Source organism: Lelliottia jeotgali, from assembly GCF_977070485.1.
In genome coordinates, this window is sequence record NZ_CDRVFO010000002.1 from 119,107 (window position 1) to 140,108 (window position 21,002).

The following is a 21,002-nucleotide window of genomic DNA, read 5'->3' on the forward strand; positions in this document are numbered from 1 at the left end:
GTGTGTGTTTTTCATCGGGTTCGCAAGTGTTTTCCAGCGTTTGAGAACCTTTCCCGCTACCCATCTAGCGTGTTTCCCAAGGCTATTTCCATAGCCCCCTAATGAAAGCTTTGACATTTGCTGCTTAGGCAGTAATATTTTTACACAATTGCCCGGGCTGCTGCCGATGTCTCATTTCACCCCGCAAAACTTCCAGTCCTGCGCCATCGGCATGCTGCTCGGCCGTGCGGCCATTCTCAAGGACCGTATTCTCGACTGGCACCTCGAATCAGAAGGCGTGACCGCGGCTCAGTTCAAAGTGTTGATCATCGTCACCCAATACCAGGTGGATACGCCGGCAGAACTGTGCCGCTACCTGGGCCTGGACAGCGGCTCGATGACCCGCATGCTCGACCGCCTCGAGCACAAGGGCCTGATCTTGCGCAACCGCTGCGCCAACGACCGTCGCCAGGTACGCCTGGCCCTGACCGCCGAAGGCCAACGCCTCGCCGACCGCTTGCCCGAGATCGGCGCGGCGGCGATGAACGAGCTGGTCGGCGTGCTGCAGCCTGACGAGCTCAAGACCCTTGAAGGCCTGCTGGCCAAAGTCCTGCTCGGTGCCGGCGACCCTCTGACGATCCGCCGCTTCGGCGATCGTTGATTCCTGTTTCATATTCCAAGGTATTGTCATGGCCAATAACGCAGACACCTCGACTCCCTCCGCCGCACCCGAACCGTCGCGCAAGCGCAAAGTCTGGCTGCTTGGCCTGTTGCTGGTGGTGCTGCTTGCCGGCGCTGGCGCCTGGGCCTGGTACAGCCTGATCGGGCGCTGGCATGAAAGCACCGACGACGCCTACGTCAATGGCAATGTGGTGGAGATCACCCCGCTGGTCACCGGCACCGTCATCAGCATCGGCGCCGATGATGGCGACCTGGTACACGCCGGCCAGGTGCTGCTGCAGTTCGACCCGGCCGACAGCGAGGTGGCCCTGCAGGCCGCGCAAGCCAAGCTGGCCCGGACGGTGCGACAGGTCCGTGGCCTGTACAGCAACGTTGATTCACTCAAGGCCCAGTTGCAGACACGCCAGGCCGAGCTGCAGAAGGCCCGGCAGAACTACAACCGGCGCAAGGTGCTGGCCGACAGCGGCGCGATTGCCGCGGAAGAAATCTCCCATGCTCGCGATGACCTGACCGTGGCCCAGGCCGCCGTCAACAGCGCGCGCCAGCAGCTCAATACCAGCACGGCGCTAGTGGACGACACGGTAGTGTCTTCGCACCCTGAGGTCATGGCCGCCGCCGCCGACCTGCGCCAGGCTTACCTGGACCACGCACGCACCACGCTGGTGGCGCCAGTCACCGGTTACGTTGCCAAACGTACCGTGCAGCTCGGCCAGCGTTTGCAGCCGGGCACCGCGACCATGGCAGTCATCCCGCTGGACGAGGTGTGGATCGACGCCAACTTCAAGGAAACCCAGCTGCGCGACATGCGTATCGGCCAACCAGTGGAAATCAGCGCCGACCTGTACGGTAGCGACGTCAAGTACAGCGGCACGGTCGATAGCCTGGGCGCCGGCACCGGCAGCGCGTTCGCCTTGCTGCCGGCACAGAACGCCACCGGCAACTGGATCAAGATCGTCCAGCGCGTACCGGTGCGCATCCACCTCAGCCCGGACCAGCTCAAGGACCACCCGCTGCGCATCGGCCTGTCCACCGTGGTCGAGGTCGACCTGCACGACCAGAGCGGCCCGGCCCTGGCCCAACAGCCGCCGCAGCAGGCCAGCTACACCACCCAGGTGTACGACCGTCAGTTGGTCGAAGCTGACCATCTGATCGCTCGGCTGATCCACGACAACAGCGCCCCCGGCAAGACGGCGCAACGATGAGCAACAACGCTGCGGCGCAGTTCACCCCGCCGAGCCTGCTGCTGACCACCATAGGCCTGTCGCTGGCGACGTTCATGCAGGTGCTCGACACCACCATCGCCAACGTCGCCTTGCCGACCATTTCCGGCAACCTGGGGGTGAGTTCCGAGCAGGGCACCTGGGTGATCACCTCGTTCGCGGTGAGCAATGCCATCGCGTTGCCGTTGACCGGTTGGCTCAGCCGGCGCTTCGGTGAGGTCAAACTGTTCATCTGGGCCACGCTGCTGTTCGTACTGGCGTCTTTTCTGTGCGGTATCTCGCAGTCGATGCCGGAGCTGGTGGGCTTTCGTGTGCTGCAGGGGGTGGTGGCCGGGCCGCTATACCCGATGACTCAGACCTTGCTGATTGCTGTCTACCCGCCGGCCAAACGGGGGATGGCGCTGGCGTTGCTGGCGATGGTCACGGTGGTGGCGCCGATTGCCGGGCCGATCCTGGGCGGGTGGATCACCGACAGTTACAGCTGGCCTTGGATCTTCTTCATCAACGTGCCGATCGGCCTGTTCGCTGCCGCAGTGGTGCGCCAGCAGATGCGCGCACGGCCAGTGGTGACCAGCCGCCAGCCCATGGACTACATCGGCCTGCTGACCTTGATTGTCGGTGTGGGCGCATTGCAAGTGGTGCTCGACAAGGGCAATGACCTGGACTGGTTCGAGTCGTCGTTCATCATTATCGGCAGCCTGATCTCGGTCGTGTTCCTGGCGATATTCATCATCTGGGAGCTGACTGACCGCCACCCGGTGGTCAACCTGCGGCTTTTCGCGCACCGTAATTTCCGCATCGGTACCATTGTGCTGGTGGGAGGCTACGCAGGCTTTTTCGGCATCAACCTGATCCTGCCCCAGTGGCTGCAGACGCAGATGGGCTACACCGCCACCTGGGCAGGCCTGGCGGTGGCACCGATCGGCCTGCTGCCGGTGATCATGTCGCCGTTCGTGGGCAAGTACGCGCAGCGTTTCGACTTGCGGGTGCTGGCGGGGTTGGCGTTCCTGGCCATCGGTGCCAGCTGTTTCATGCGCGCGGGGTTCACCAACGAGGTGGACTTCCAGCACATTGCCCTGGTGCAGCTGTTCATGGGGATTGGTGTAGCGCTGTTCTTCATGCCGACCTTAAGCATTCTGCTGTCGGACCTGCCGCCGCACCAGATCGCCGACGGGTCTGGCCTGGCGACGTTCCTGCGGACCTTGGGCGGCAGCTTTGCGGCGTCGTTGACCACGTGGATCTGGATCCGCCGGGCGGACCAGCATCATGCCTACCTGAGCGAGAACATCAGCCAGTTCGACCCGGCGACGCGGCATACGCTGGAGCAACTGGGCGGGGCAAACCCGCAAAGCTATGCGCAGCTGGAGCAGATACTCAACGGGCAGGCCTACATGATGTCGACGGTGGACTACTTCACCTTGATGGGCTGGGTGTTTGCCGGGTTGATTCTGCTGGTGTGGTTTGCCAAGCCGCCGTTTGCTGCCAAGGCGGGGCCGGCTTCAGCGGGGCATTGAGGGGCGGGCAGCGGGCCTTGGCGCGTGGCGCGAATAAAGCGTTGCGCGCCAAACGCGCCCGGCTGGTGTCGGAATGATCAGCGCATACCCTCTGATTACTGCAAGTGCACCTTCAATTCCCCCGCCGCCTGGCGCATCGCCGCCTTCACTTCAGACACTTGGCTCAGCGGGTTCAGCAAGCCATAGTCATGAATCATCCCGTTGTAGCGCACCGATGTCACCGTCACCCCAGCCGCATCCAGTTTGCGTGCATACGCCTCACCTTCATCACGCAGCACATCGAACTGCGCCGTCTGCACCAGTGCTGGCGGCAACCCTTTGAGCTGCTCGCTGCTGGCCCGTAGCGGCGAGGCGTAGATCTGCTCGCGGGCCTTGGCGTCGGTGGTGTAGTTGTCCCAGAACCACTTCATCATCCCTGTGGTGAGGAAGTGGCCCTCGGCAAACTGCTTGTACGAAGCGGTCTCGAAGCTGGCATCGGTCACCGGCCACAGCAGCAACTGGAAGCGCAACTGGGGCGTACCGGCCTCTTTGGCCTTGAGCGCGACCACCGCCGCCATGTTGCCACCGACACTGTTGCCGGCCACGGCCAGACGCTTGCCGTCCACACCCAGTTCCTTGCCATGCTCGGCCACCCAGCGGGTCGCGGCGTAGGCCTGGTTGATTGCAGTGGGGTAGTGCGCCTCTGGTGAGGGGGTGTAATCCACATAAACGGCCACTGCGCCGGAGCCGACCACCAGATCGCGAATCAGGCGCTGGTGGGTCTGGAAGTCGCCGAGCACCCAGCCGCCGCCATGGAAGAACATGAACACTGGCAACTCACCTTCGACGTTGGCCGGGCGTACGATCTGCAGCTTGATCGCCTCACCGTTGACCTTGATGGTATGCGCTCTCACTTCAATGCCAGACAGGTCCACCTTGACCGAAGCCTGGGCACCGGTCAGCACGGCGCGGGCATCTTTCGGGCTGAGTTGTTCGAGCGGCTTGCCGCCGCCTTTTTCCAAGGCTTCGAGGAAGGCCTGGGTGTGCTGCTCGACGCCTGGGCTACCTGCGGCGAAAGCACTGGTTGCGGACACGGCCAGTAGGCTGACGGTGAGGGTCTTGTGGACAATGTTCATGGGCGAATCCTTTTCTGGGCAAGTGTTTGTGGTGGGCGTATTGCCTGGCCTTCGCGGCCATCGCTGCGACCTGTGCGTAGAGTAGGCAGATGCAATGATGGGAAAAAGCCGCTATAAAGCGTTTGACTGTCACCAAGAGCGAGACAATGAACCCGTACGAAGACATGCGCATTTTTGCCCAAGTGATGGAGGCTGGCAGTTTTACCGCCGCCGCCGACCGCCTGGGCATGTCCAAGCAGTCGGTCAGCCGGCGCCTGATGCAGCTCGAAGGGCGCCTGGGCGTACGCCTGCTCAACCGCTCCACCCGGCGCCTGGATGCCACCCCACTTGGCCAGCACTACTACCAGTCGGCCTTGCGCTTGCTGGGTGAGGTGCAGCAGGTGGAGCACGACATCAGCGGCCAGGCCCAGGCCTTGCGCGGCACCCTGCGCTTGAGTGCGCCATTGTCGTTCGCCATGGCGCACCTGGGGTGCCTGCTGACCGAGTTCCTGCGCTTGCACCCACAGGTGGATGTGGAGGTGGACCTGAGTGACCGGCCCGTGGACCTGATCGGCGAGGGCTATGACCTGGCCTTGCGCATCGGTGCATTGGAGGATTCCAGCCTGATCGCGCGGCGCATTGCGGGTGTCGAGCGGGTGTATTGCGCCAGCCCTGCTTATCTTCAAGCGCGGGGCGTACCGCAGCGGCCAGACATGCTGGCCGAGCATGACTGCCTGCCCTATGGCCATTCGCGGCAGGTGCAATGGCAGTTCACACAAGGGGGCAGGTCCCAGGCAATCGCAGTGGCTGGCCGCATGCGGGCCAATAATGGCGAGTTGCTCAGGGATGCGGCGATTGCCGCGATGGGGGTAACTTATCTGCCGACCTTCATTGTAGGGCAGGCGTTGGCGGACGGGCGCTTGGTGAGCGTGCTGCAAGACTGGACGCCGCCGGCGTTGCAACTGTCGGCGGTTTATCCGCAGCATCGGCAGGTGGCCAGACCGGTGCAGGGGTTTGTCGAGTTCTTGCGGGAGCGGTTGGTGCACCTTTAGCGATGGCGGGAAACCGATGACTTTTTTGCTGCTCTTACTCTCGCCGCGACGCGCTATGCTTGGCCCATGAGCACAGCACCTGCCTTACGCCAACCTTGCCCACCTGGCGCCTGTGACTGCGGCCGCGAGCACCTGGCTGCGCACGCGCCAGCTGCGCAGCGCATCCTCTTGCTTACCCGCCAGGAGGAGAAGCGCCTGATCGAACGGCTGGAAAACCTCAAGGACCTTGAAGACCTGCAGCGCTTGCAGGCCAGAATGTACGAGAACCTGGGCATCCGGGTGCACATCGCTCCTGGTTACAACGAGGTGCGTACCATGCGCGGGATTGTCATCGAACTCGATGACCAGCCTGGCCTATGCCGCAAGACCCGCCAGTCGATTCCAGCGGCTATCCGGCGAGGGTTGGAGCGCAATCCGCAGGTGGCTTATCGCTTGCTGGATACCTATGACTTGCTGAGGGATGCTTGAGGCCCAGATGTTGACGTGCCCAATTGCTAATTTTCCGGAAGTTTCCTACGTCTACCAGAGAGCCGCTCTACGCCACGCGCGTACCGGCATCCATCACTCAAGGAGACAGGCAATGACTTCCGTTTTCGACCGCGACGATATCCAATTCCAGGTAGTGGTCAACCACGAAGAGCAATATTCCATCTGGCCCGACTACAAGGCGATCCCCAACGGCTGGCGCGCTGTGGGCAAGAGCGGGCTGAAGAAGGACTGCCTGGCCTATATCGATGAAGTCTGGACCGACATGCGCCCGCTGAGCCTGCGCCAGAAGATGGCGGACGCTGCCGCACAGTGACCGCGCTCAACCTGCTGTGCCTGCCTTATTCCGGGGCCAGTGCCATGGTCTACAGCCGTTGGCGGCGCAAGCTGCCAGCCTGGCTGCAGGTATGCCCGGTCGAATTGCCTGGGCGCGGTGCGCGCATGGGCGAGCCGCTGCACACCGACATGCAGGCCTTGGCGCGGCAGCTGGCAGCCGAACAGCGCCAGGCCGCCGCCACGCCGTATGCGCTGCTCGGCCATAGCCTGGGGGCGCTGCTGGCCTTCGAGCTGGCCCACGAGCTGCAGGCGCTGGGGTGCCCGCCACCGGTGGCGCTGTTAGCCTGCGGTACTGCGGCGCCCACCCGGCGTGAGGACTACGACGGCAAGAACTGGCGCGACCCCAAGACCGATGACGAGCTGCGCAATGAGCTGCGCGAGCTCAATGGCACGCCGGAGGAGGTGCTGGCCAACGCCGAGCTGATGAGCCTGACGTTGCCGATTCTGCGGGCGGATTTCCTGCTCTGTGGCCGGTACAGTTACCGCCCAAGGCCTGCCTTGGCGTGCCCGCTGCATGTGCTGGGTGGGCAAGACGACCGCGCCAGTGAAGAGCAACTGCGGGCCTGGGGCCAGGAAACCCAGGGTGCGTTCACCTTGCAGATGTTTCCGGGCAGCCACTTCTTCATCCATGAGCAGGAGGACCGTGTGCTCACGGCGCTGGCTGCAGCATTGGAGCCCCATCGGCTTTGCGCCTGATTGACGTTGCCGCTTGCCTTGGGGATGCTAGGTATTTTCCCAGGCAAGAGGCAGACAATGCTGATCGATCCTCACAAGGCCACGCTGCTGGTCGTCGACATCCAGGAAAAGCTCATTGGCGCGATGAGCGACGCCGAGGGCACCCGCGCCCGGGCGCGCTGGCTGCTGGCCGCATGCACCGATCTGGCGCTGCCGATCGTCATCTCCGAACAATACCCAAAAGGCCTGGGTCATACCCTGCCCGAACTTCTCGCCGCCGCCCCTGCAGCTGAAGTCGTGGAAAAAACCCACTTTTCTTGCGTTGCGGCCCAGTGCATGCCAACCAGCCTTCTGGCGCGAGAGCAAGTAATCGTGTGTGGCATGGAAACCCACGTCTGCGTGCTGCAGACCGTGCTCGGCCTGCTGGGCCTGGGCAAGCAGGTGTTCCTGGTCGAGGATGCCTGCGACAGCCGTACCTTGGCCAACAAGGCTGCTGGGCTTGAGCGGATGCGGCAGGCCGGGGCGCAGGTAGTCACCCGCGAAATGGTGCTGTTCGAGCTCATGGGCAACGCCAGCCACCCGCAATTTCGCCATATCAGCAAGACCTACCTGGTCGGGGACCAGCCCTGAACGGCCGGCTGCTGGCTGCCGGGTTGATGGCCCTGGCGCTGCTGCAGGGTTGCGCCGGGCGTCGCGAGGAAGAGCCCGAGGCCGACCCCGCCAAGGTGCGTGCCCAACTGGTGCGCTTGTTGCCTGCCCAGGCCAGGGACCGCGAGGGCTGGGCCAAGGATATCCAGGTGGCGTTCGAGGCCCAGCGCATCGCCCCGAGCAAGAGCAACCTGTGTGCGGTGCTGGCGGTGACCGAGCAGGAATCGACCTTCAATGCCGACCCGCAGGTCCCTAACCTTGGGCGCATTGCCCGTGCCGAGGTCGACCGCCGCGCGGCGAGCCTGCATATCCCGCGGTTGCTGGTGGACGGTGCGCTGAATACGGCTTCTGGCAATGGCCAGACGTATCAGCAGCGGCTGCTTGCGGTGCGCAGTGAGAAGCAGCTGAGTGCGCTGTACGACGAGTTCATCACCGGCCTGCCGTTGGGCCGGACCTTGCTGGGCGGGCTGAACCCGGTGCACACCGGTGGGCCGATGCAGGTCAGCGTCGAGTTTGCCGAGCAGCATGCCAAGGACTACCCCTACACGTACGACGGCACCATTCGTCAGGAGGTCTTCAGCCGTCGAGGCGGCATGTATTTCGGTATTGGCCATTTGCTGGGTTACCCCGCGCACTATGAGCGCCAGCTCTATCGTTTCGCCGACTTCAATGCGGGGTGGTACGCCAGCCGTAATGCCGCGTTTCAGGCTGCCCTGAGCAAAGTGACGGGCGTGCCCTTGGCCCTGGATGGTGACCTGATCGCCCCCGGCGCGATCATGCCTGGCAGTACCGAGCAGGCGGCGCGCAAGCTGGGTGTGAAGCTGGGGCTGCGTAACCCGCAGATTCGCAGCCAGCTGGAACTGGGTGACAGCCTGGCGTTCGAGGACAGCAAACTGTACAGCGGGGTGTTCGCCCTGGCTGACGCAGCCGCAGGCAAGCCGGTGCCGCGCGCCAGGTTGCCGGGGATCGAACTGAAAAGCCCGAAGATCACCCGCAAGCTGACCACGGCGTGGTTTGCGGGGAGGGTGGATGAGCGGTATCAGCGGTGCATGAAACGCTAGGGCTGTCTGCCCTGGCCCGATCGCCGGCAAGCCGGCGATCGGGCAGGTACAGGCTGCATCACCCTTTGCTCAGCGCCCCGACCACCTGATCGACACTGGCCTTGAGCCCGGCCAAGGCGTCTTGCGGGTCACTTTCCACCACGAGCAACGTGGCCCCCGAGGCCTTGATCACCTCGGCCACTGCCGCATCCGGCTGCCGATGGTCCAGCACCAGCGCCACATCCTGGCTCTTGAGGTTTTCGCCCAGTGCCTTGAGCGCGGCTTCGTCCCACTTGCCCTCGGCCGGCAGTGCCTGTTCCACCACATCCAGGTTCAAGCCGCTGGCCAGGTAGCCCAGGCGCTCGGACAGGCTGACCACGCTGAGGTTATCGACCTCGGCAAGCTTCGTCTGGCTGTTGGCGGTCAATTCCAGCAACTGGCGCTTGAGCCCCGCCAGGTTGCCCTGGATCTTCGCTTTGTCGGCGGGCGCCAGGCGTTCCAGGTCGTTGGCCAGCACGTCGGCCATGCGCCCAAGGTTGGTCGGGTTCAGCCAGGGGTAGGCGCTGTAGGCGTCGTCGCCACTGACCGCGATGCCCGGCAGGGCACCGTCCACCGGCCGCGCTGCATCGATTTCGACGATGCGGATATTGCTGCGCCGGGCCATGGGGTACAGCGGGTCGTCACGCCAGATCGAGCGCAGGCCGATCACCGCATCGGCCTGCTGCGCCGCTTTGGCAAGGCTCGCTCCGCCACGGCTGCTGAAGTAAGAAGGCTGGCGGCTGGCTGGCAGGTTGGCCGGCGCGGCGCGCTTGAGCTGCACGGCGGTACCGTCGAGCAAGGCAGCGGCCAGGCTGTGGGTCACCGGCAGGGTGGTCAGCACTTCAGTGGCGAGGGCGAGCGAGGGCAGGCCGGTGAGGGCCAGCGCCAGGGTGAGCTGTTTCAGGTTCATGCCGGGTTTCCTTGCAGGCGTGGGACGAGGGCGCGGGCCAGGGCCGCGAGGGCGAAGCAGAGGCCGGCAACCAGGATGATCGCGGCACCCGACGGTATCGGCAGGTCGAAGACGATCGGCATCAGGATGCCCAGCAGCGTGCTCAGGGTGGCGATCAGTACCGAGATGAAGAAAAACCCTTTGAGCGACTGGCTGACCAGGCGCGCGGCAGCGGCCGGAATCACCAGCAGCGCACCGACCAGGATTGCCCCGATCACCTTCACCGACGCCACCGTTACCAGCGTCACCAGCACCACGAACAGGTAGTCCAGGGTCTTCACCGCTACCCCGCGTACGGCGGCCAGCTGCGGGTTGAAGCTGGCCAGGATGATGCGGTTGTACAGCGGCAGGGCCAGCGCCAGCACCAGGGCAGCGACGATGCCCAGCACCACCAGGTCCTGCGCGCTGACCGTCAGTACCGAACCGAACAGCACGTTTTCGAGGATGTGCACGTTGATCTTGCCGGCCAGCATCAGCAGCAGGCTCGCCCCGAGTGCCAGCGACACCGAAAGGAACACCCCGATCAGCGTGTCCGGCGACAGCCCGGTGCGGTTGCGCAGGAAGTTGAGCAGGATGCCGAACAGCAGGCAGTAGCCGAACAGGCTGCCGTAAGGCCCGGTGTAGGGTTCACCGAGCAGGATGCCGATGGCCACCCCGGTCAGGGCGGCATGCCCGACCGCTTCGGAGAAGAAGGCAAAGCGCTTGACCACCACCAGGGTGCCCAGGCCGCCCAGTACCGGGCCGATCATCAGGCCGGCGAGCAGTGCGTTGATCACGAAACCGTAGGCCAGTGCCTCGGGCAGGTAGCCAGCGCCGGCCCATTCCTGGACCAGTTGGCGGAATGCTTCATAGCTCATCAGGTGCGACCCTCGCTGCGCGGGTGTACGGAGAACAGGCTCAGCAGGCGTTCCGGGGTGAGGGCTTGAGCAGGTGGGGCGTCGAACAGTACCTGGCGGCTCAGCCCGGTGACCCGATCGGCCAAGCGCAACACTGCTTGCAGGTCGTGTTCGATCCACAGCACGGTGGTGCCGGCCTGGCGCCAGCCGTGCAGCAAGTGCTCGAACACCTGGATGCCGGCTTCATCGAGCGCCGACATGGGTTCGTCGAGCACCAGCAACTGCGGCTCGGGGATCAAACCCTGGGCCAGCAGCACGCGCTGGCGTTCGCCACCCGATAACGCGCCCATGCGCCGCTTGCGTTTGTCGAGCATGCCTACCTGCGCCAGCGCTGCGTCGATTGCCGGTTGCACGCGACGCGAAAGGCCGAGAAAGGCCGGGCGGCGTTGGCACATTGCGGCCATGAAGTCGTCCACGGTCATCGGCAGGCCGCGGTCGAACTCCAGCGCCTGGGGCACGTAACCGATCACCTGGTGCTCGCCCGGCCAGTGCAGGGTCAGTTGGCCCTGGTGTGGCATCTGCCCGAGCAGGGTCTTGATCAGCGAGCTTTTACCGCCGCCGTTGGGCCCGACGATGGCATGCACGCTGCCGGCGGCGACGTTGAACCGGACCTGCTCGAGGATGCGCGTGCGGCCGAGCGTCAGGTCGATGCCTGCGAATTCGATGCCGGGCCCGCCGCGCACAACGAGGTTGGCGGCCGCGGTCATGCGCGGTTCTCCTGAATGGCGCGGACCACGGTGTCGAGGTTGCGCTTCATCTCTACTTCGTATTTGTCCTTGGTGTATTCACCGTAGGAAATGTGCGTCAGCGGATACAGGCGCACACCGGACTCACGCTGGATGGTCTCGACATAGGCCGACGGGAAGTCCATTTCCGAGAAGATCACCTTGACGTCCAGCGCCTTGAGCTGGTCGATGGTTTTCTTCAGCTGTGCCGGGCTCGGTTCGATGCCGTGGGCCGGCTCCACCACTGCCGTGACCTCCAGGCCAAAATCACGCACCAGGTAGTCGTAGGCTGCATGAATGGTGGCCACACGGAAGTTGGCGCCGGGCGCTTCGGTGACCTTGGCCAGCGCCTCGGCGCGCAAGCCGCGCAGGCGCTTGGCATAGGCGCGGGCATTCTGGGTGTAGAACCTGGCGTTGTCCGGGTCGAGCTTGCCCAGTTCACGGGCGATGTTGTTGACCTGGGCAATGGTGGTGCTGATGGACAGGAAGGTGTGCGGGTTGACCACTTTGCCGGCACCGCGGGCGGCGATGCCGGTGGCCGCCAGCAGCGGCACGTTCTGGTTGGCTTCGATGGTCTTGATGTCGGGCTTCTCACTGGCGGCGATCATGCGGTCGGCGAAATCGTCATGGCCGACGCCGTTGAGCACCACCACGTCCAGGCTGCCGATACGCTTGATGTCCTCGGCGCGTGGCTCGTAGGCGTGCGGGTTGAAGCCTGCGGGAATCAGCGGCACCACTTCGGCCTTGTCGCCGACGATATTGCTCACATAGCTGTAGTACGGATGCAGGGTAATGCCGATGCGCAAGGGCTTGCCGGTGTCGGCCAGGGCCAGGGCCGGTAACGCGAGGGCCAGGAGCAGGGTGAGGGCGGAGCGCAACATGGGGGAATTCCTTGGGTTCAGTGACGGTGTTCGCGGGTGACCCCAGCGTCGTAATGGCTGACCACTTGCTGCCAGCCAGCGGCGATCAGGGTTGCCTGGCCAAGGTCTTGCGGTACCACGGCGGCGCTGTCGCGGCGCAGCCAGACGTCAGGCTGGCCGCTGCGCTCGTGCGGCACGATCAGCAAAAAGCTGCCGGCGACCTGCGGGGCCTGGCTGCGACCCAGATAGGCGCCAGCCTCCAGCCACTGCCATTGGTGGCTGCCACGGCTCTGGCTGCCGGCATCTACCACGAACGGTGGCAAGCCTTCCTCGGCCAACGACACCACACTGGGTACGGCGGCGGTTTCTTCGCGCAGCAGCTGGATCTCGTCGAATGCGACGCGAAGGTCGGTATAGACGCCTTGTTCGGCGGGCGTCAGGTCGCGGCGGGCGTCGATCTGGTGGCTGGCGATGGCCTGCTCGTCTTCGCGTTCACCGCGCAGCAGCACCACGCAGGCCGCGACGATGACGATCAGCAGGCTGACCAGCAGCACGTAGAGGGTTTCGTGCCCGGCGCCGGCGGGGCGCACCACCTGGGTGCGGCTCAGGGTAGGGCCGCTCATGGTTGCGCGATGTCGGCGTAGTCGACTTCCACCACGTGGCCGGGGCCGGCATCGAACAGCACGTAGAACTCGCCATCGGGGCGCTTGAAGGTAAGCGTCGAGTCATCGCCGAGCTTGCCGCCGACCAGTACTTGCTCGTCGTAGCCGATCACGTCCAGGGTCACGCCCGGGGCGCCGCTGCCGTCCGAGAAGCCACCGGTGCACTTGACCTGGCCGCCATCGAGCTCTTCGCACTCGCACATCGGGTTGTGGGCCAGGGCCGGGCCTGCGGCCAGCACCAGCAGGGGCAGGGCGAGCCTGCGCATCATGTGCTTCATTTCTTGCCTCCTTGTTTTTCGAGCCAGGCCACGGTGGCTGGCGAAGCCTTGCTCAACGGGACCGATGCCTGGTGCATGCTGCCGTCCCAGCCTTCGAGGGTGATCCAGATCTGCGCGTCGGGCTTGGTGCGCGCAGGGATCGGCAGGTTGGTCACCATGCGGTACGGCGCGCCGAAGAAGATGGTGCCGGCGGCGCGCAGGCTGCGGGGTTTGCCGATGCGCAGGTACACCGCTTTGACGTCGTTGATGCAGGCTTTGCAAAGCGCGGCGTTGAAGGGCTTGAAGTAGCCCGCCGGGCCGTCGGCGCGGGGGGCTTCACTGCGCAGCTCGGCCAGGTCCAGGCTGTAAGGGCCAACCTGGATATCGCTGATCTGGTTCACGCCCAGCCCGGCATCGCCGCGAAACAGCTTGGCGTCGGCGAAATACTTGGGCATGAAGCCCAGCGGGATGAGGATCAACAGAATGTTCAAGTGAAAGCGCCACTTCAGCCACCATTGCTTGAATGGGCGGGTGGGCAGGGCCTGGGCCTGGCTCATGTGCGGATCTCCACGGGGGTATCGCTGGCGGTGGCGCGGGGCGCACGCTCGCTGCGCTTGAGGGCGGCGGCAGTCGCCTGGGCGGTCCGCTTGGTCCAGATCAACAGGCCGCTGAACACCATCAGCGTCAGGACCAGGCCGAAGAAGAACCAGATCAGTTTGACCGGCAGGCCGCCAAAGTCGCCGGTGTGCAGTGGGCGCATGGATTCGGTGACGAACTCCAGGGCGGAGCGGTCGCTGATCAGGAACTGGCTGTCGACGTTACGCGTGTAGGGGTTGATGTTGGCACTCTGGAACATCAGCGGGTACCAGCCCGGGCCATTGAGGGTGATATGGCTGTAGGCCGTGGCGGGCAGCGAGATGGCGTTGATTTCAAGGCCCGGGATGGCCAGGCCGGCGATACGCGCCGCTTCGTCCAGGTCGATGCGCGGGGCAGGGCTGCCATCGGCGGTTTGCGGTACATCTTCCCGGGCGATCACAGGTGTGATCGGTTGGCTGGAGATCGTGATGTGGTTATCGAACAGGATCGCCTGGATCAGGAACCAGGTGCCGGTGATGGCAATGACCGCGATGAACCAGATCGACCAGACCCCGGCCAGGCGATGCAGATCGCCCCAGAAAATGCGCGAGCCGTGGCCGGTGCGGATGGGCTTGAAGAAGCCTTTCCAGAATTTCTTGTACACCACCAGCCCTGTCACCAGCGAAGCGAGCATCGGCAGGCCCAGCAGCGAGACCAGGTACCAGCCCCAACTGAAACCGTTGGTGAAGGGCACCAGCCACCAGCCATGCAGGGCACGGGTGAACGCTTCGAAGTTGAAGTCGGGAACCTTGCCCTGGATGGCCCCGGTGTAGGGGTTGACGTACAGCGTCGGGCTGCTGCCGTCGGGCAGGGTAACCCCGGCGTTGAGGGCAAAGTGCGAACCGTCCGGCTGCCTCAGTGTGCGCACCACCATATCGGGTTCGGCCTTGTGCAGGGCGTCTAGCACCTGCTGAAAGGTCAGGCGTTCGGCGCTGTCGTCGGGCTTGCTGGCGCGCACATCGGCGTTGGCCAGCCAGACGATTTCCTGGCTGACCACGGCAAGCATGCCGGTGAAGCAGACGATCAGCACGAAGAACCAGATCGGCAGGGCGAGCCAGCTGTGGACCAGGAACCACAGCTTGGACTTGGATTTTTTGGTTGATTTGGCCATGGGTCGGTCTTCTGAAAATGAGGGTCGAGCATATGCCCAACCACAGGGGCTGCATCTATAAAGACGAATGAGAATGGAAATCCTGCCTATTTAAATGCAACTAAATATTTCAGAAAAGCAAAAGCCGACAGGGCGCGGGGCGCCGTGTCGGCTTGAAGGCAGCGACGGGTCAGGCGCTGGTGAGGGCGACCGACGGTTGCGCTTTGTCATGTTGGCGCGCGAGGTCCTGGTATAGCGCCCGGCCGATTTCGGCGGCACGCGACGGCAGTACCGACAGCAGAGTGTCGCTCAGGCCATGGCTGCCCTCGCAGAAACCTTGCAGGTAAACCGATGCTTCAAGATTCGGGCTGGACAATACCCGGTAGTTGCGATCGACGTTGAAATCCTCAAGGTAACCGGCCAACGGCGCCAGCAGGTCGCGATGCGAGCGGCGCTCGTAGCCGGTGGCCAAAATGACCGCATCGTAACGGTGGGTCTGATGCTGGTCGGTGGCCAGGTCGCGCAGGGTGAGTTCGATGCCGTCGCGGGTGGCGACAACCGCTTCCACCTGGCGACGGCACAGCACGTTGTGGCGCAGCTGATGCGAAACCTTTTGGCGGTAGAGGATGCCGTAGATGCGCTCGATCAGGTCCAGATCGACCACTGAGTAGTTGGTGTTGTGGTATTCACCCAGCAGCTTGGCGCGCTGCTCGGCCGGCTCGTTGTAGACCAGGTCGGTGTAGTCCGGCGAGAAGATCTCGTTGACGAACGGGCTGTCGTCCGCAGGCTTGAGTGCCGAACCGCGCAGTATCATGTCGACTTTGACCGACGGGTAGCTGTCATTGAGGTCGATGAATGCTTCTGCTGCGCTCTGGCCAGAGCCGATTACCGCGATGCGCATCGGTTTGCCTTCGGCGCATGGCAACTTTTGCAGGCTGCTCAGGTACTGGGAGTGGTGGAAGACGCGCGGGTCGTCCTTGAAGGCGCCGAATTTTTCCGGGATTTTCGGCGTACCGCCCGTGCCGACCACGACCGAACGGGTACGCCGGGTGTATTCACGGCCCTGCGCATCTTCAGAAACCAGGCGCAAATGCTCGACACGGCCAGCCTTCACTTCCGGCTCGATACGCAGCACTTGCTCGCCATAGACGGCTTGATTGGCGAAATGTTCGGCGGCCCACCGCAGGTAGTCGTTGTACTCCAGGCGGCAGGGGTAGAAGGTGCCCAGGTTGATGAAATCGGCCAGGCGCTGCTTCTGGTGCAAGTAGTTGACGAAACTGTAGGGGCTGGTGGGGTTGCGCAGCGAGACCAGATCCTTGAGGAAGGATATCTGCAGCTCGCTCTGGGTCGCCAGCGTTTCACCATGCCAGCGGTATTGCTTCTGCTTGTCGATGAACAGCGCGTCGAGGGCGCGGCCTTGGGTCTGGGCGAGTTCCTCCAGGGCGATGGCCAAGGCCAGGTTGGAAGGGCCAAAGCCCACGCCGATCAGATCCTTGATGGTTTCCGGGTTTGAAGACTGGCTCATGGCTGCGATCCCATAATGGTCGAATGTGTGCGCCCGCCGGTGCTCCGGCGCCTGCGTGAGTACATTGGTTGGAACGAGCCATGTACCAGGGAATTTACCTGAGTCATTGCGCACAGCTTGTGCTGCCGGGCTAAAGAACTGCGCCGCGTGGCCGATAGGCAGGTCAACGCAAGGACCTATTTCAAGGCAGGGACCGGAACATGGCAGGTATCGCAGCAATCACCATCAACAACGTTTCGGCGCAGGCCGCCGGCAGTGCTGAAACGGTAAAAAGCGAAGACGCTCAGAAGAGTGGAGCGTCAGCCGCGTCGTCAGAAACGGCCAAGGCTCAGGGTGGCGGCGGTGCGCAAGGTGCGCAGCAAAGCGATGAGAGCTCGGAGCCTGCGCACATCAAGCAATTGCGCGAGATGATCAAGCAGCTGCAAAAGCAGTTGGCCGAAGAGCAGAAACAACTGGCCAACCTGATGGCGCAGAAAATGGAAGAGACAGCCAAGGCCGCTGCCGTGAGTGCCAGGCAGGCGAGCATTACCACGCTCAATGGCCAGATCATGACCGCTACGTCGCAGCTGCTCGAAGCGTTGCAGGAGACGGGTGGCAGCACTGCCGGTACGGTCGTCAGCACTCAGGCCTGAGCCTGTGTGAACCGGCCCGCCTGCGGATAACGCCGCAAACGGGCCAGCCCCTTGAGGCGTTACTCTGCGGCCAGGCGGCTCTTGTTCTGCCGGTCCGACTTGTACTGCATCGCCACTGCCGGTGCCGGCTTGGCTGTGCCGGTCTCCAGCCACTGGCGCATGCGGCTTGCATCGGCAAAGTGGGTGTACTTGCCGAACGCATCGAGGATCACCATGGCCACGGGGCGGTTGTCCATGCGCGTCAGCAGCACCAGGCAATGCCCGGCCTCATTGGTGAAGCCGGTCTTGGTCAGCTTGATGTCCCAGTTGCTCTTGTTGACCAGGTGGTCGGTATTGCGAAAGCCCAGTGTGTAGTTGGGTTTGCGGAAGGCCACGGTTTTTTCGCGGGTGGTCGACAGCTCGCTGAGCATCGGGTATTTGCGCGATGCCATCAGCAGCTTGGCCAGGTCGCGGGCGCTGGAGACGTTCTGTGTCGACAGGCCGGTCGGCTCGACATAGCGGGTGTGCGCCATGCCCAGGCTGCGGGCTTTGGCGTTCATCGCCTTGATGAAAGCCGGGTAGCCCCCTGGATAGTGGTTGGCCAGGGAGGTGGCGGCGCGGTTTTCTGACGACATCAGGGTAATGAGCAGGGTTTCGCGGCGGTTGAGTTGGCTGCCCAGGCGCACGCGCGAGTACACCCCTTTCATGTCCGGGTTGTTGGCGATGGTCATGGTGAGCATCTCATCCATGGGCAGCTTGGCGTCCAGCACCACCATCGCAGTCATCAGTTTGGTCACCGAGGCAATCGGCACCACGCGGTCGGCGTGGCTCGAATACAGTTCCTTGTTGGTATTGAGGTCGATCAGCAGGGCGCTGCCGGAAGCCAGATGCAGCTTTGAAGGGTCGCGTTGAATCTGGGCTGGGGGTTGTGCAGCAGCGGTCGACGGTAGGGTCGCGGTACCTGTGAGCAACAGCAGCAGGCTGAGGATGGACAGGGATGTTTTCACGTTCAGGCTCACTAAAAGTTGGTATGTCGTTGGCTGTGCAAGGGTTTCCCCCAAAAACCGCTCGCATTCTGGAGTATGGCTCAGCGGCTGTCGAATGCTCGTGGAGCTACCCGGTCGAAATGAAAAAACCTTCATGCTGTAACGGTTGTCCTCCCTCCGTTCGTCGGTTTCGCGCTGGCAAAAAAAGACCCGCCAAAAGGCGGGCCAGAACAGGGCAGAGAGCAACGCACAACACGTTCGTTTTCAAGCGAGCAGACAATCGTCCTTCAGTCGGTCGGCAAGGGCCTGGGCTGATGCACGGGTAGCCAACGGTCCGCTCACCGCTTCACCGTTGCGCACCAGGTACCAACATGCCAGCAGGCCCTGCTCACGCAGGGTAGAGGGAACGGCGCTGCCGACGACGGACATGATCTGGATAGTGGCCATGTGGACCTCCTGTAAAACATGCCCCTACCTTACGCAGCGGCCAGCTCGGTTTGAAATCGACTCGCTCAATAGTGCTCATCAGCTTTATCAACTGTTCACTACTATGGCTCTAGCCACTGTCAGCTGAGCGCAGGGAAACGGTAAAGGTTGTGTAAGGGGCGATGAACGGGTGGGTCTGTTACGCTGAACAAACGTTTCAGTTACGAACAAGGAGCAGGTTATGACGGCAACTCCCAGCAGGGACACCGTGCTGTGCATTTCCCTGGCCGGCCGGCCAGGTCACTTTGGCGTTCGCTTTCATAACCACCTGTACCGGCAGTTGGGCCTGGATTACTACTACAAGGCGATGAGCACCGATGACTTGCCGGCCGCTGTGGCGGGTATCCGCGCGCTGGGCATCCGCGGCTGTGGTGTTTCCATGCCGTACAAGGAGGCCTGCATGGCCTTGGTCGATGAGGTTGACCCGTCAGCGGCAGCCATCGAGTCGGTCAACACCGTGGTCAACACGGCAGGTCATCTGAAAGCCTACAACACCGACTACCTGGCAGTGCGGCAGCTGCTCGAGCAGCATCGTGTCGACCCGTCTACAGCCTTTGCCCTGCGCGGCAGTGGTGGCATGGCCAAGGCGGTTGCCAGTGCTCTGCGCGATGCCGGGTTCAAGGAGGGCATCATCGTCGCCCGCAACGAGCAGGCGGGGCGGCAGTTGGCCGACGTTTGTGGCTATCGCTGGGTCGCTGAGCTGGGTGACCGGTGCCCGCCGATGCTGGTGAATGTGACGCCGATCGGCATGGCGGGCGGGCAAGAGGCCCACGAGCTGGCGTTCAGCGAGAACGCCATTGCTGCGGCGCAGCGGGTCTTCGATGTGGTGGCTATGCCGGCGCAGACGCCCTTGATCCGCCGGGCGCAGGCGCTCGGCAAGCCGGTGATTACCGGTTTGGAGGTGATCGCGTTGCAAGCACTGGAGCAGTTCGTACTGTACACCGGCGTGCGACCTACCCGGGAGCAGGTCGAGGCTGCAGTGGCATACGCCCGGGACGTCTAGCTCTTCTTCTGCGGCCTCCTCGCGGGCAACCCGGCGAGGAGGCCGTCGATGCCCAAGGTCAGAACGCCTTGTGCCCCTTGTCCAACTGCTCGTCCACCAAGGCCCGGCCATGGGCCAGCGACACATGCTGAGCATTCTCAAGGTTAGAGAAGAACTTCATCGGCATGGATAAACGCTTGCTGGTATGGCCTTGCGGATCGGTGATCAGGCACCCCGCAGAATAGGGCAGAGGGGAGTCGGGGTGAGGCATCACACTGGCGGTGATGGTGTGGTCGCGGTATTCACAGTGAAGAGATTGCATCGTCCTTACCTCGCTGTGGCTAGTGAAGCTGTTACTTCCATATACCACAGCGAGGGGCCGGGAGTTCCCGGCCTGACGAGCGCAAGCCGACGAGGCTCACACTTTCGGATCAGCCCTTGAGCTCAGAGGGCTGAATCACTTCGACCCAGTAACCGTCCGGGTCTTTGACGAAGGCCAGATGGTTCATGCGGCCGTCTGCCAGGCGTTTCTGGAACGGCACGTTCAGCTCTTCGAAGCGGGCGCAGGCAACACGCACGTCCGGTACCGAAATGCAGATGTGGCCGAAACCACGTGGGTCGGTGTTGCCGTTGTGATAGGCGAACGCCGGGTCGTTTTCAGTACCGTGGTTGTGGGTCAGCTCAAGCACGCCGGGGATCGATTTCATCCACTGATGGCGCTCGGCGTCGTCGGCCGGAATCTGCGCCGGGTCGACCAAGGCCAGGAAGTACAGGCTGAATTCCGCTTCCGGGAAGTCGCGCTTGTCGACCACTCGAAAGCCCAGGACACGGGTGTAGAAGTCCAGCGACTTCTCGATGTCCTTGACCCGCAGCATGGTGTGGTTGAAAACGAATTGAGCAGTGGCGGCGTCGGGCTGTGCGGTGACGCCAGGCAGGTTTTGCAGATCGTGCAGGCTCATGGGTACTCCAGAGACGAGGCTGGCACCGGGGCCAGCGGAACAGACAGGAGGGCCATGATACGGCAGTGAACCGATTGCGCAAATGAAAGCGCCCTGCACGAGTGCAGGGCGCTGGAATTAGAGGCCCGCGTGTGCGGGCGCGTGATGGGGTCGCTAGTCCTTTAGCTGTCTCGATATTGAGCCAGCCCTTGTGAAAAAAGTGTGAAGCAAGCGTTGACGTTTCATCAGCGCAGCCAACTTTCCACCGTGCCGGCCCCGTACTGTTCTTTCCACGCCTTCAGCCCGCGGTGGTTGCCACCTTTGGTCTCGATCAGCTCGCCGGTGTGCGGGTTTTCATACACTTTCACCACGCGCGGACGACGTTGTTGCTTTGGCGCACTGGTCGCGCCCCGAGTGACGGCCTTGGGGTCGAGGATGGCGATGATGTCGCGCAGACTTTTGTCATAGCTTTTCATCAGGCCGACTAGTTTCTGCTCGAATTCGATTTCACGTTTTAGGCCGGCATCCTTTTTTAGCGCCTCCAGTTGAGCCATCTGTTCCTGGAGCGCTTTTTCGGCAGCACGAAACTCTGCAAGTCTGGACACTGTAATCACTCCTGTACGTCATCTGTGGCG

At 63.2% G+C, this 21,002-nt stretch carries 26 protein-coding genes; 11 read left to right on the forward strand and 15 right to left on the reverse strand.

Annotation, left to right across the window (positions count from 1 at the left end):
• Positions 1 to 166 precede the first annotated feature (166 nt).
• From ACW4TB_RS03025 to ACW4TB_RS03035, 3 genes are read left to right on the forward strand one after another with little or no spacing between them, the layout of a single operon-like run.
• Positions 167 to 640, forward strand: coding sequence for a MarR family winged helix-turn-helix transcriptional regulator (locus tag ACW4TB_RS03025; protein ID WP_012313966.1), 474 nt, complete (start codon positions 167 to 169; stop codon positions 638 to 640).
• Between the two features lie 28 nt (positions 641 to 668).
• Positions 669 to 1,862: an HlyD family secretion protein gene (locus ACW4TB_RS03030; RefSeq protein WP_012313967.1), complete on the forward strand. Its 1,194-nt coding sequence runs from the start codon at positions 669 to 671 to the stop codon at positions 1,860 to 1,862.
• The gene (locus ACW4TB_RS03035; RefSeq protein ID WP_012313968.1) at positions 1,859 to 3,394 is read left to right on the forward strand and encodes a DHA2 family efflux MFS transporter permease subunit; all 1,536 of its coding nucleotides are present in this window, start codon (positions 1,859 to 1,861) and stop codon (positions 3,392 to 3,394) included. The genes ACW4TB_RS03030 and ACW4TB_RS03035 overlap by 4 nt, the downstream gene beginning before the upstream one ends.
• 95 nt (positions 3,395 to 3,489) lie before the next feature.
• On the opposite strand, the gene ACW4TB_RS03040 is transcribed toward ACW4TB_RS03035, so the two are convergent.
• Positions 3,490 to 4,509 carry an alpha/beta hydrolase gene (locus ACW4TB_RS03040; RefSeq protein ID WP_279932067.1) on the reverse strand — a complete coding sequence of 340 codons (1,020 nt, stop codon included), beginning with the start codon at positions 4,507 to 4,509 and terminating at the stop codon, positions 3,490 to 3,492.
• 146 nt (positions 4,510 to 4,655) lie between these two features.
• Between ACW4TB_RS03040 and ACW4TB_RS03045 the strand changes: the two genes are divergently transcribed.
• From ACW4TB_RS03045 to ACW4TB_RS03070, 6 genes are all read left to right on the forward strand, one after another.
• Positions 4,656 to 5,540 (forward strand): LysR family transcriptional regulator, encoded by an 885-nt coding sequence (locus ACW4TB_RS03045; RefSeq protein ID WP_012313970.1) that lies wholly within the window; start codon positions 4,656 to 4,658, stop codon positions 5,538 to 5,540.
• A 66-nt stretch (positions 5,541 to 5,606) separates the two neighbouring features.
• A complete protein-coding gene (locus ACW4TB_RS03050; protein ID WP_012313971.1) occupies positions 5,607 to 6,008 on the forward strand; it encodes a hypothetical protein in 402 nt (133 codons plus the stop codon).
• A 112-nt stretch (positions 6,009 to 6,120) separates the two neighbouring features.
• Complete coding sequence (locus tag ACW4TB_RS03055; protein ID WP_012313972.1) at positions 6,121 to 6,342, forward strand: MbtH family protein; 222 nt, start codon at positions 6,121 to 6,123, stop codon at positions 6,340 to 6,342.
• On the forward strand, positions 6,339 to 7,058 hold the full coding sequence (locus tag ACW4TB_RS03060; protein WP_012313973.1) for a thioesterase II family protein: 720 nt from the start codon (positions 6,339 to 6,341) through the stop codon (positions 7,056 to 7,058). Before ACW4TB_RS03055 ends, ACW4TB_RS03060 begins: the two co-directional genes overlap by 4 nt.
• 57 nt (positions 7,059 to 7,115) lie before the next feature.
• Positions 7,116 to 7,667 (forward strand): hydrolase, encoded by a 552-nt coding sequence (locus tag ACW4TB_RS03065; RefSeq protein ID WP_012313974.1) that lies wholly within the window; start codon positions 7,116 to 7,118, stop codon positions 7,665 to 7,667.
• A 26-nt stretch (positions 7,668 to 7,693) separates the two neighbouring features.
• The gene (locus ACW4TB_RS03070) at positions 7,694 to 8,746 is read left to right on the forward strand and encodes a DUF1615 domain-containing protein (protein ID WP_012313975.1); all 1,053 of its coding nucleotides are present in this window, start codon (positions 7,694 to 7,696) and stop codon (positions 8,744 to 8,746) included.
• A 58-nt stretch (positions 8,747 to 8,804) separates the two neighbouring features.
• On the opposite strand, the gene ACW4TB_RS03075 is transcribed toward ACW4TB_RS03070, so the two are convergent.
• From ACW4TB_RS03075 to ACW4TB_RS03115, 9 genes are all read right to left on the reverse strand, one after another.
• Positions 8,805 to 9,674 carry a metal ABC transporter substrate-binding protein gene (locus ACW4TB_RS03075; RefSeq protein ID WP_279932061.1) on the reverse strand — a complete coding sequence of 290 codons (870 nt, stop codon included), beginning with the start codon at positions 9,672 to 9,674 and terminating at the stop codon, positions 8,805 to 8,807.
• Positions 9,671 to 10,570: a metal ABC transporter permease gene (locus ACW4TB_RS03080; RefSeq protein ID WP_012313977.1), complete on the reverse strand. Its 900-nt coding sequence runs from the start codon at positions 10,568 to 10,570 to the stop codon at positions 9,671 to 9,673. Before ACW4TB_RS03080 ends, ACW4TB_RS03075 begins: the two co-directional genes overlap by 4 nt.
• Complete coding sequence (locus tag ACW4TB_RS03085; protein ID WP_012313978.1) at positions 10,570 to 11,316, reverse strand: metal ABC transporter ATP-binding protein; 747 nt, start codon at positions 11,314 to 11,316, stop codon at positions 10,570 to 10,572. Before ACW4TB_RS03085 ends, ACW4TB_RS03080 begins: the two co-directional genes overlap by 1 nt.
• Complete coding sequence (locus tag ACW4TB_RS03090) at positions 11,313 to 12,215, reverse strand: metal ABC transporter substrate-binding protein (RefSeq protein ID WP_012313979.1); 903 nt, start codon at positions 12,213 to 12,215, stop codon at positions 11,313 to 11,315. Before ACW4TB_RS03090 ends, ACW4TB_RS03085 begins: the two co-directional genes overlap by 4 nt.
• 17 nt (positions 12,216 to 12,232) lie before the next feature.
• Complete coding sequence (locus ACW4TB_RS03095) at positions 12,233 to 12,817, reverse strand: DUF6162 family protein (protein ID WP_012313980.1); 585 nt, start codon at positions 12,815 to 12,817, stop codon at positions 12,233 to 12,235.
• Positions 12,814 to 13,134 (reverse strand): hypothetical protein, encoded by a 321-nt coding sequence (locus tag ACW4TB_RS03100; protein ID WP_012313981.1) that lies wholly within the window; start codon positions 13,132 to 13,134, stop codon positions 12,814 to 12,816. Before ACW4TB_RS03100 ends, ACW4TB_RS03095 begins: the two co-directional genes overlap by 4 nt.
• Complete coding sequence (locus tag ACW4TB_RS03105) at positions 13,131 to 13,670, reverse strand: thiamine pyrophosphate-binding protein (RefSeq protein WP_254467579.1); 540 nt, start codon at positions 13,668 to 13,670, stop codon at positions 13,131 to 13,133. Before ACW4TB_RS03105 ends, ACW4TB_RS03100 begins: the two co-directional genes overlap by 4 nt.
• Positions 13,667 to 14,860 (reverse strand): PepSY-associated TM helix domain-containing protein, encoded by a 1,194-nt coding sequence (locus ACW4TB_RS03110; RefSeq protein ID WP_012313983.1) that lies wholly within the window; start codon positions 14,858 to 14,860, stop codon positions 13,667 to 13,669. Before ACW4TB_RS03110 ends, ACW4TB_RS03105 begins: the two co-directional genes overlap by 4 nt.
• 169 nt (positions 14,861 to 15,029) lie before the next feature.
• Entirely contained in the window at positions 15,030 to 16,364 is a 1,335-nt protein-coding gene (locus tag ACW4TB_RS03115) for a lysine N(6)-hydroxylase/L-ornithine N(5)-oxygenase family protein (RefSeq protein WP_254467580.1), read from the reverse strand.
• Positions 16,365 to 16,564: 200 nt separating this feature from the next.
• On the opposite strand from ACW4TB_RS03115, the gene ACW4TB_RS03120 reads away from it, so the two are divergent.
• A complete protein-coding gene (locus ACW4TB_RS03120) occupies positions 16,565 to 16,996 on the forward strand; it encodes a hypothetical protein (protein WP_279932055.1) in 432 nt (143 codons plus the stop codon).
• Between the two features lie 59 nt (positions 16,997 to 17,055).
• Here ACW4TB_RS03120 and pbpG read toward each other — a convergent pair whose 3' ends face one another.
• Positions 17,056 to 17,988: a D-alanyl-D-alanine endopeptidase gene (pbpG, locus tag ACW4TB_RS03125; protein ID WP_217433299.1), complete on the reverse strand. Its 933-nt coding sequence runs from the start codon at positions 17,986 to 17,988 to the stop codon at positions 17,056 to 17,058.
• Positions 17,989 to 18,225: 237 nt separating this feature from the next.
• On the reverse strand, positions 18,226 to 18,408 hold the full coding sequence (locus ACW4TB_RS03130; protein ID WP_012313987.1) for a hypothetical protein: 183 nt from the start codon (positions 18,406 to 18,408) through the stop codon (positions 18,226 to 18,228).
• 220 nt (positions 18,409 to 18,628) lie between these two features.
• On the opposite strand from ACW4TB_RS03130, the gene ACW4TB_RS03135 reads away from it, so the two are divergent.
• Complete coding sequence (locus ACW4TB_RS03135) at positions 18,629 to 19,450, forward strand: shikimate 5-dehydrogenase (RefSeq protein ID WP_012313988.1); 822 nt, start codon at positions 18,629 to 18,631, stop codon at positions 19,448 to 19,450.
• A 58-nt stretch (positions 19,451 to 19,508) separates the two neighbouring features.
• Here ACW4TB_RS03135 and ACW4TB_RS03140 read toward each other — a convergent pair whose 3' ends face one another.
• The 3 genes from ACW4TB_RS03140 to ACW4TB_RS03150 form a co-directional block, all read right to left on the reverse strand.
• Positions 19,509 to 19,751: a hypothetical protein gene (locus ACW4TB_RS03140; protein ID WP_012313989.1), complete on the reverse strand. Its 243-nt coding sequence runs from the start codon at positions 19,749 to 19,751 to the stop codon at positions 19,509 to 19,511.
• Positions 19,752 to 19,860: 109 nt separating this feature from the next.
• Entirely contained in the window at positions 19,861 to 20,388 is a 528-nt protein-coding gene (gene gloA / locus ACW4TB_RS03145; RefSeq protein WP_012313990.1) for a lactoylglutathione lyase, read from the reverse strand.
• Positions 20,389 to 20,612: 224 nt separating this feature from the next.
• On the reverse strand, positions 20,613 to 20,972 hold the full coding sequence (locus ACW4TB_RS03150; protein WP_012313991.1) for a histone-like nucleoid-structuring protein, MvaT/MvaU family: 360 nt from the start codon (positions 20,970 to 20,972) through the stop codon (positions 20,613 to 20,615).
• Between the last annotated feature and the right edge of the window lie 30 nt (positions 20,973 to 21,002).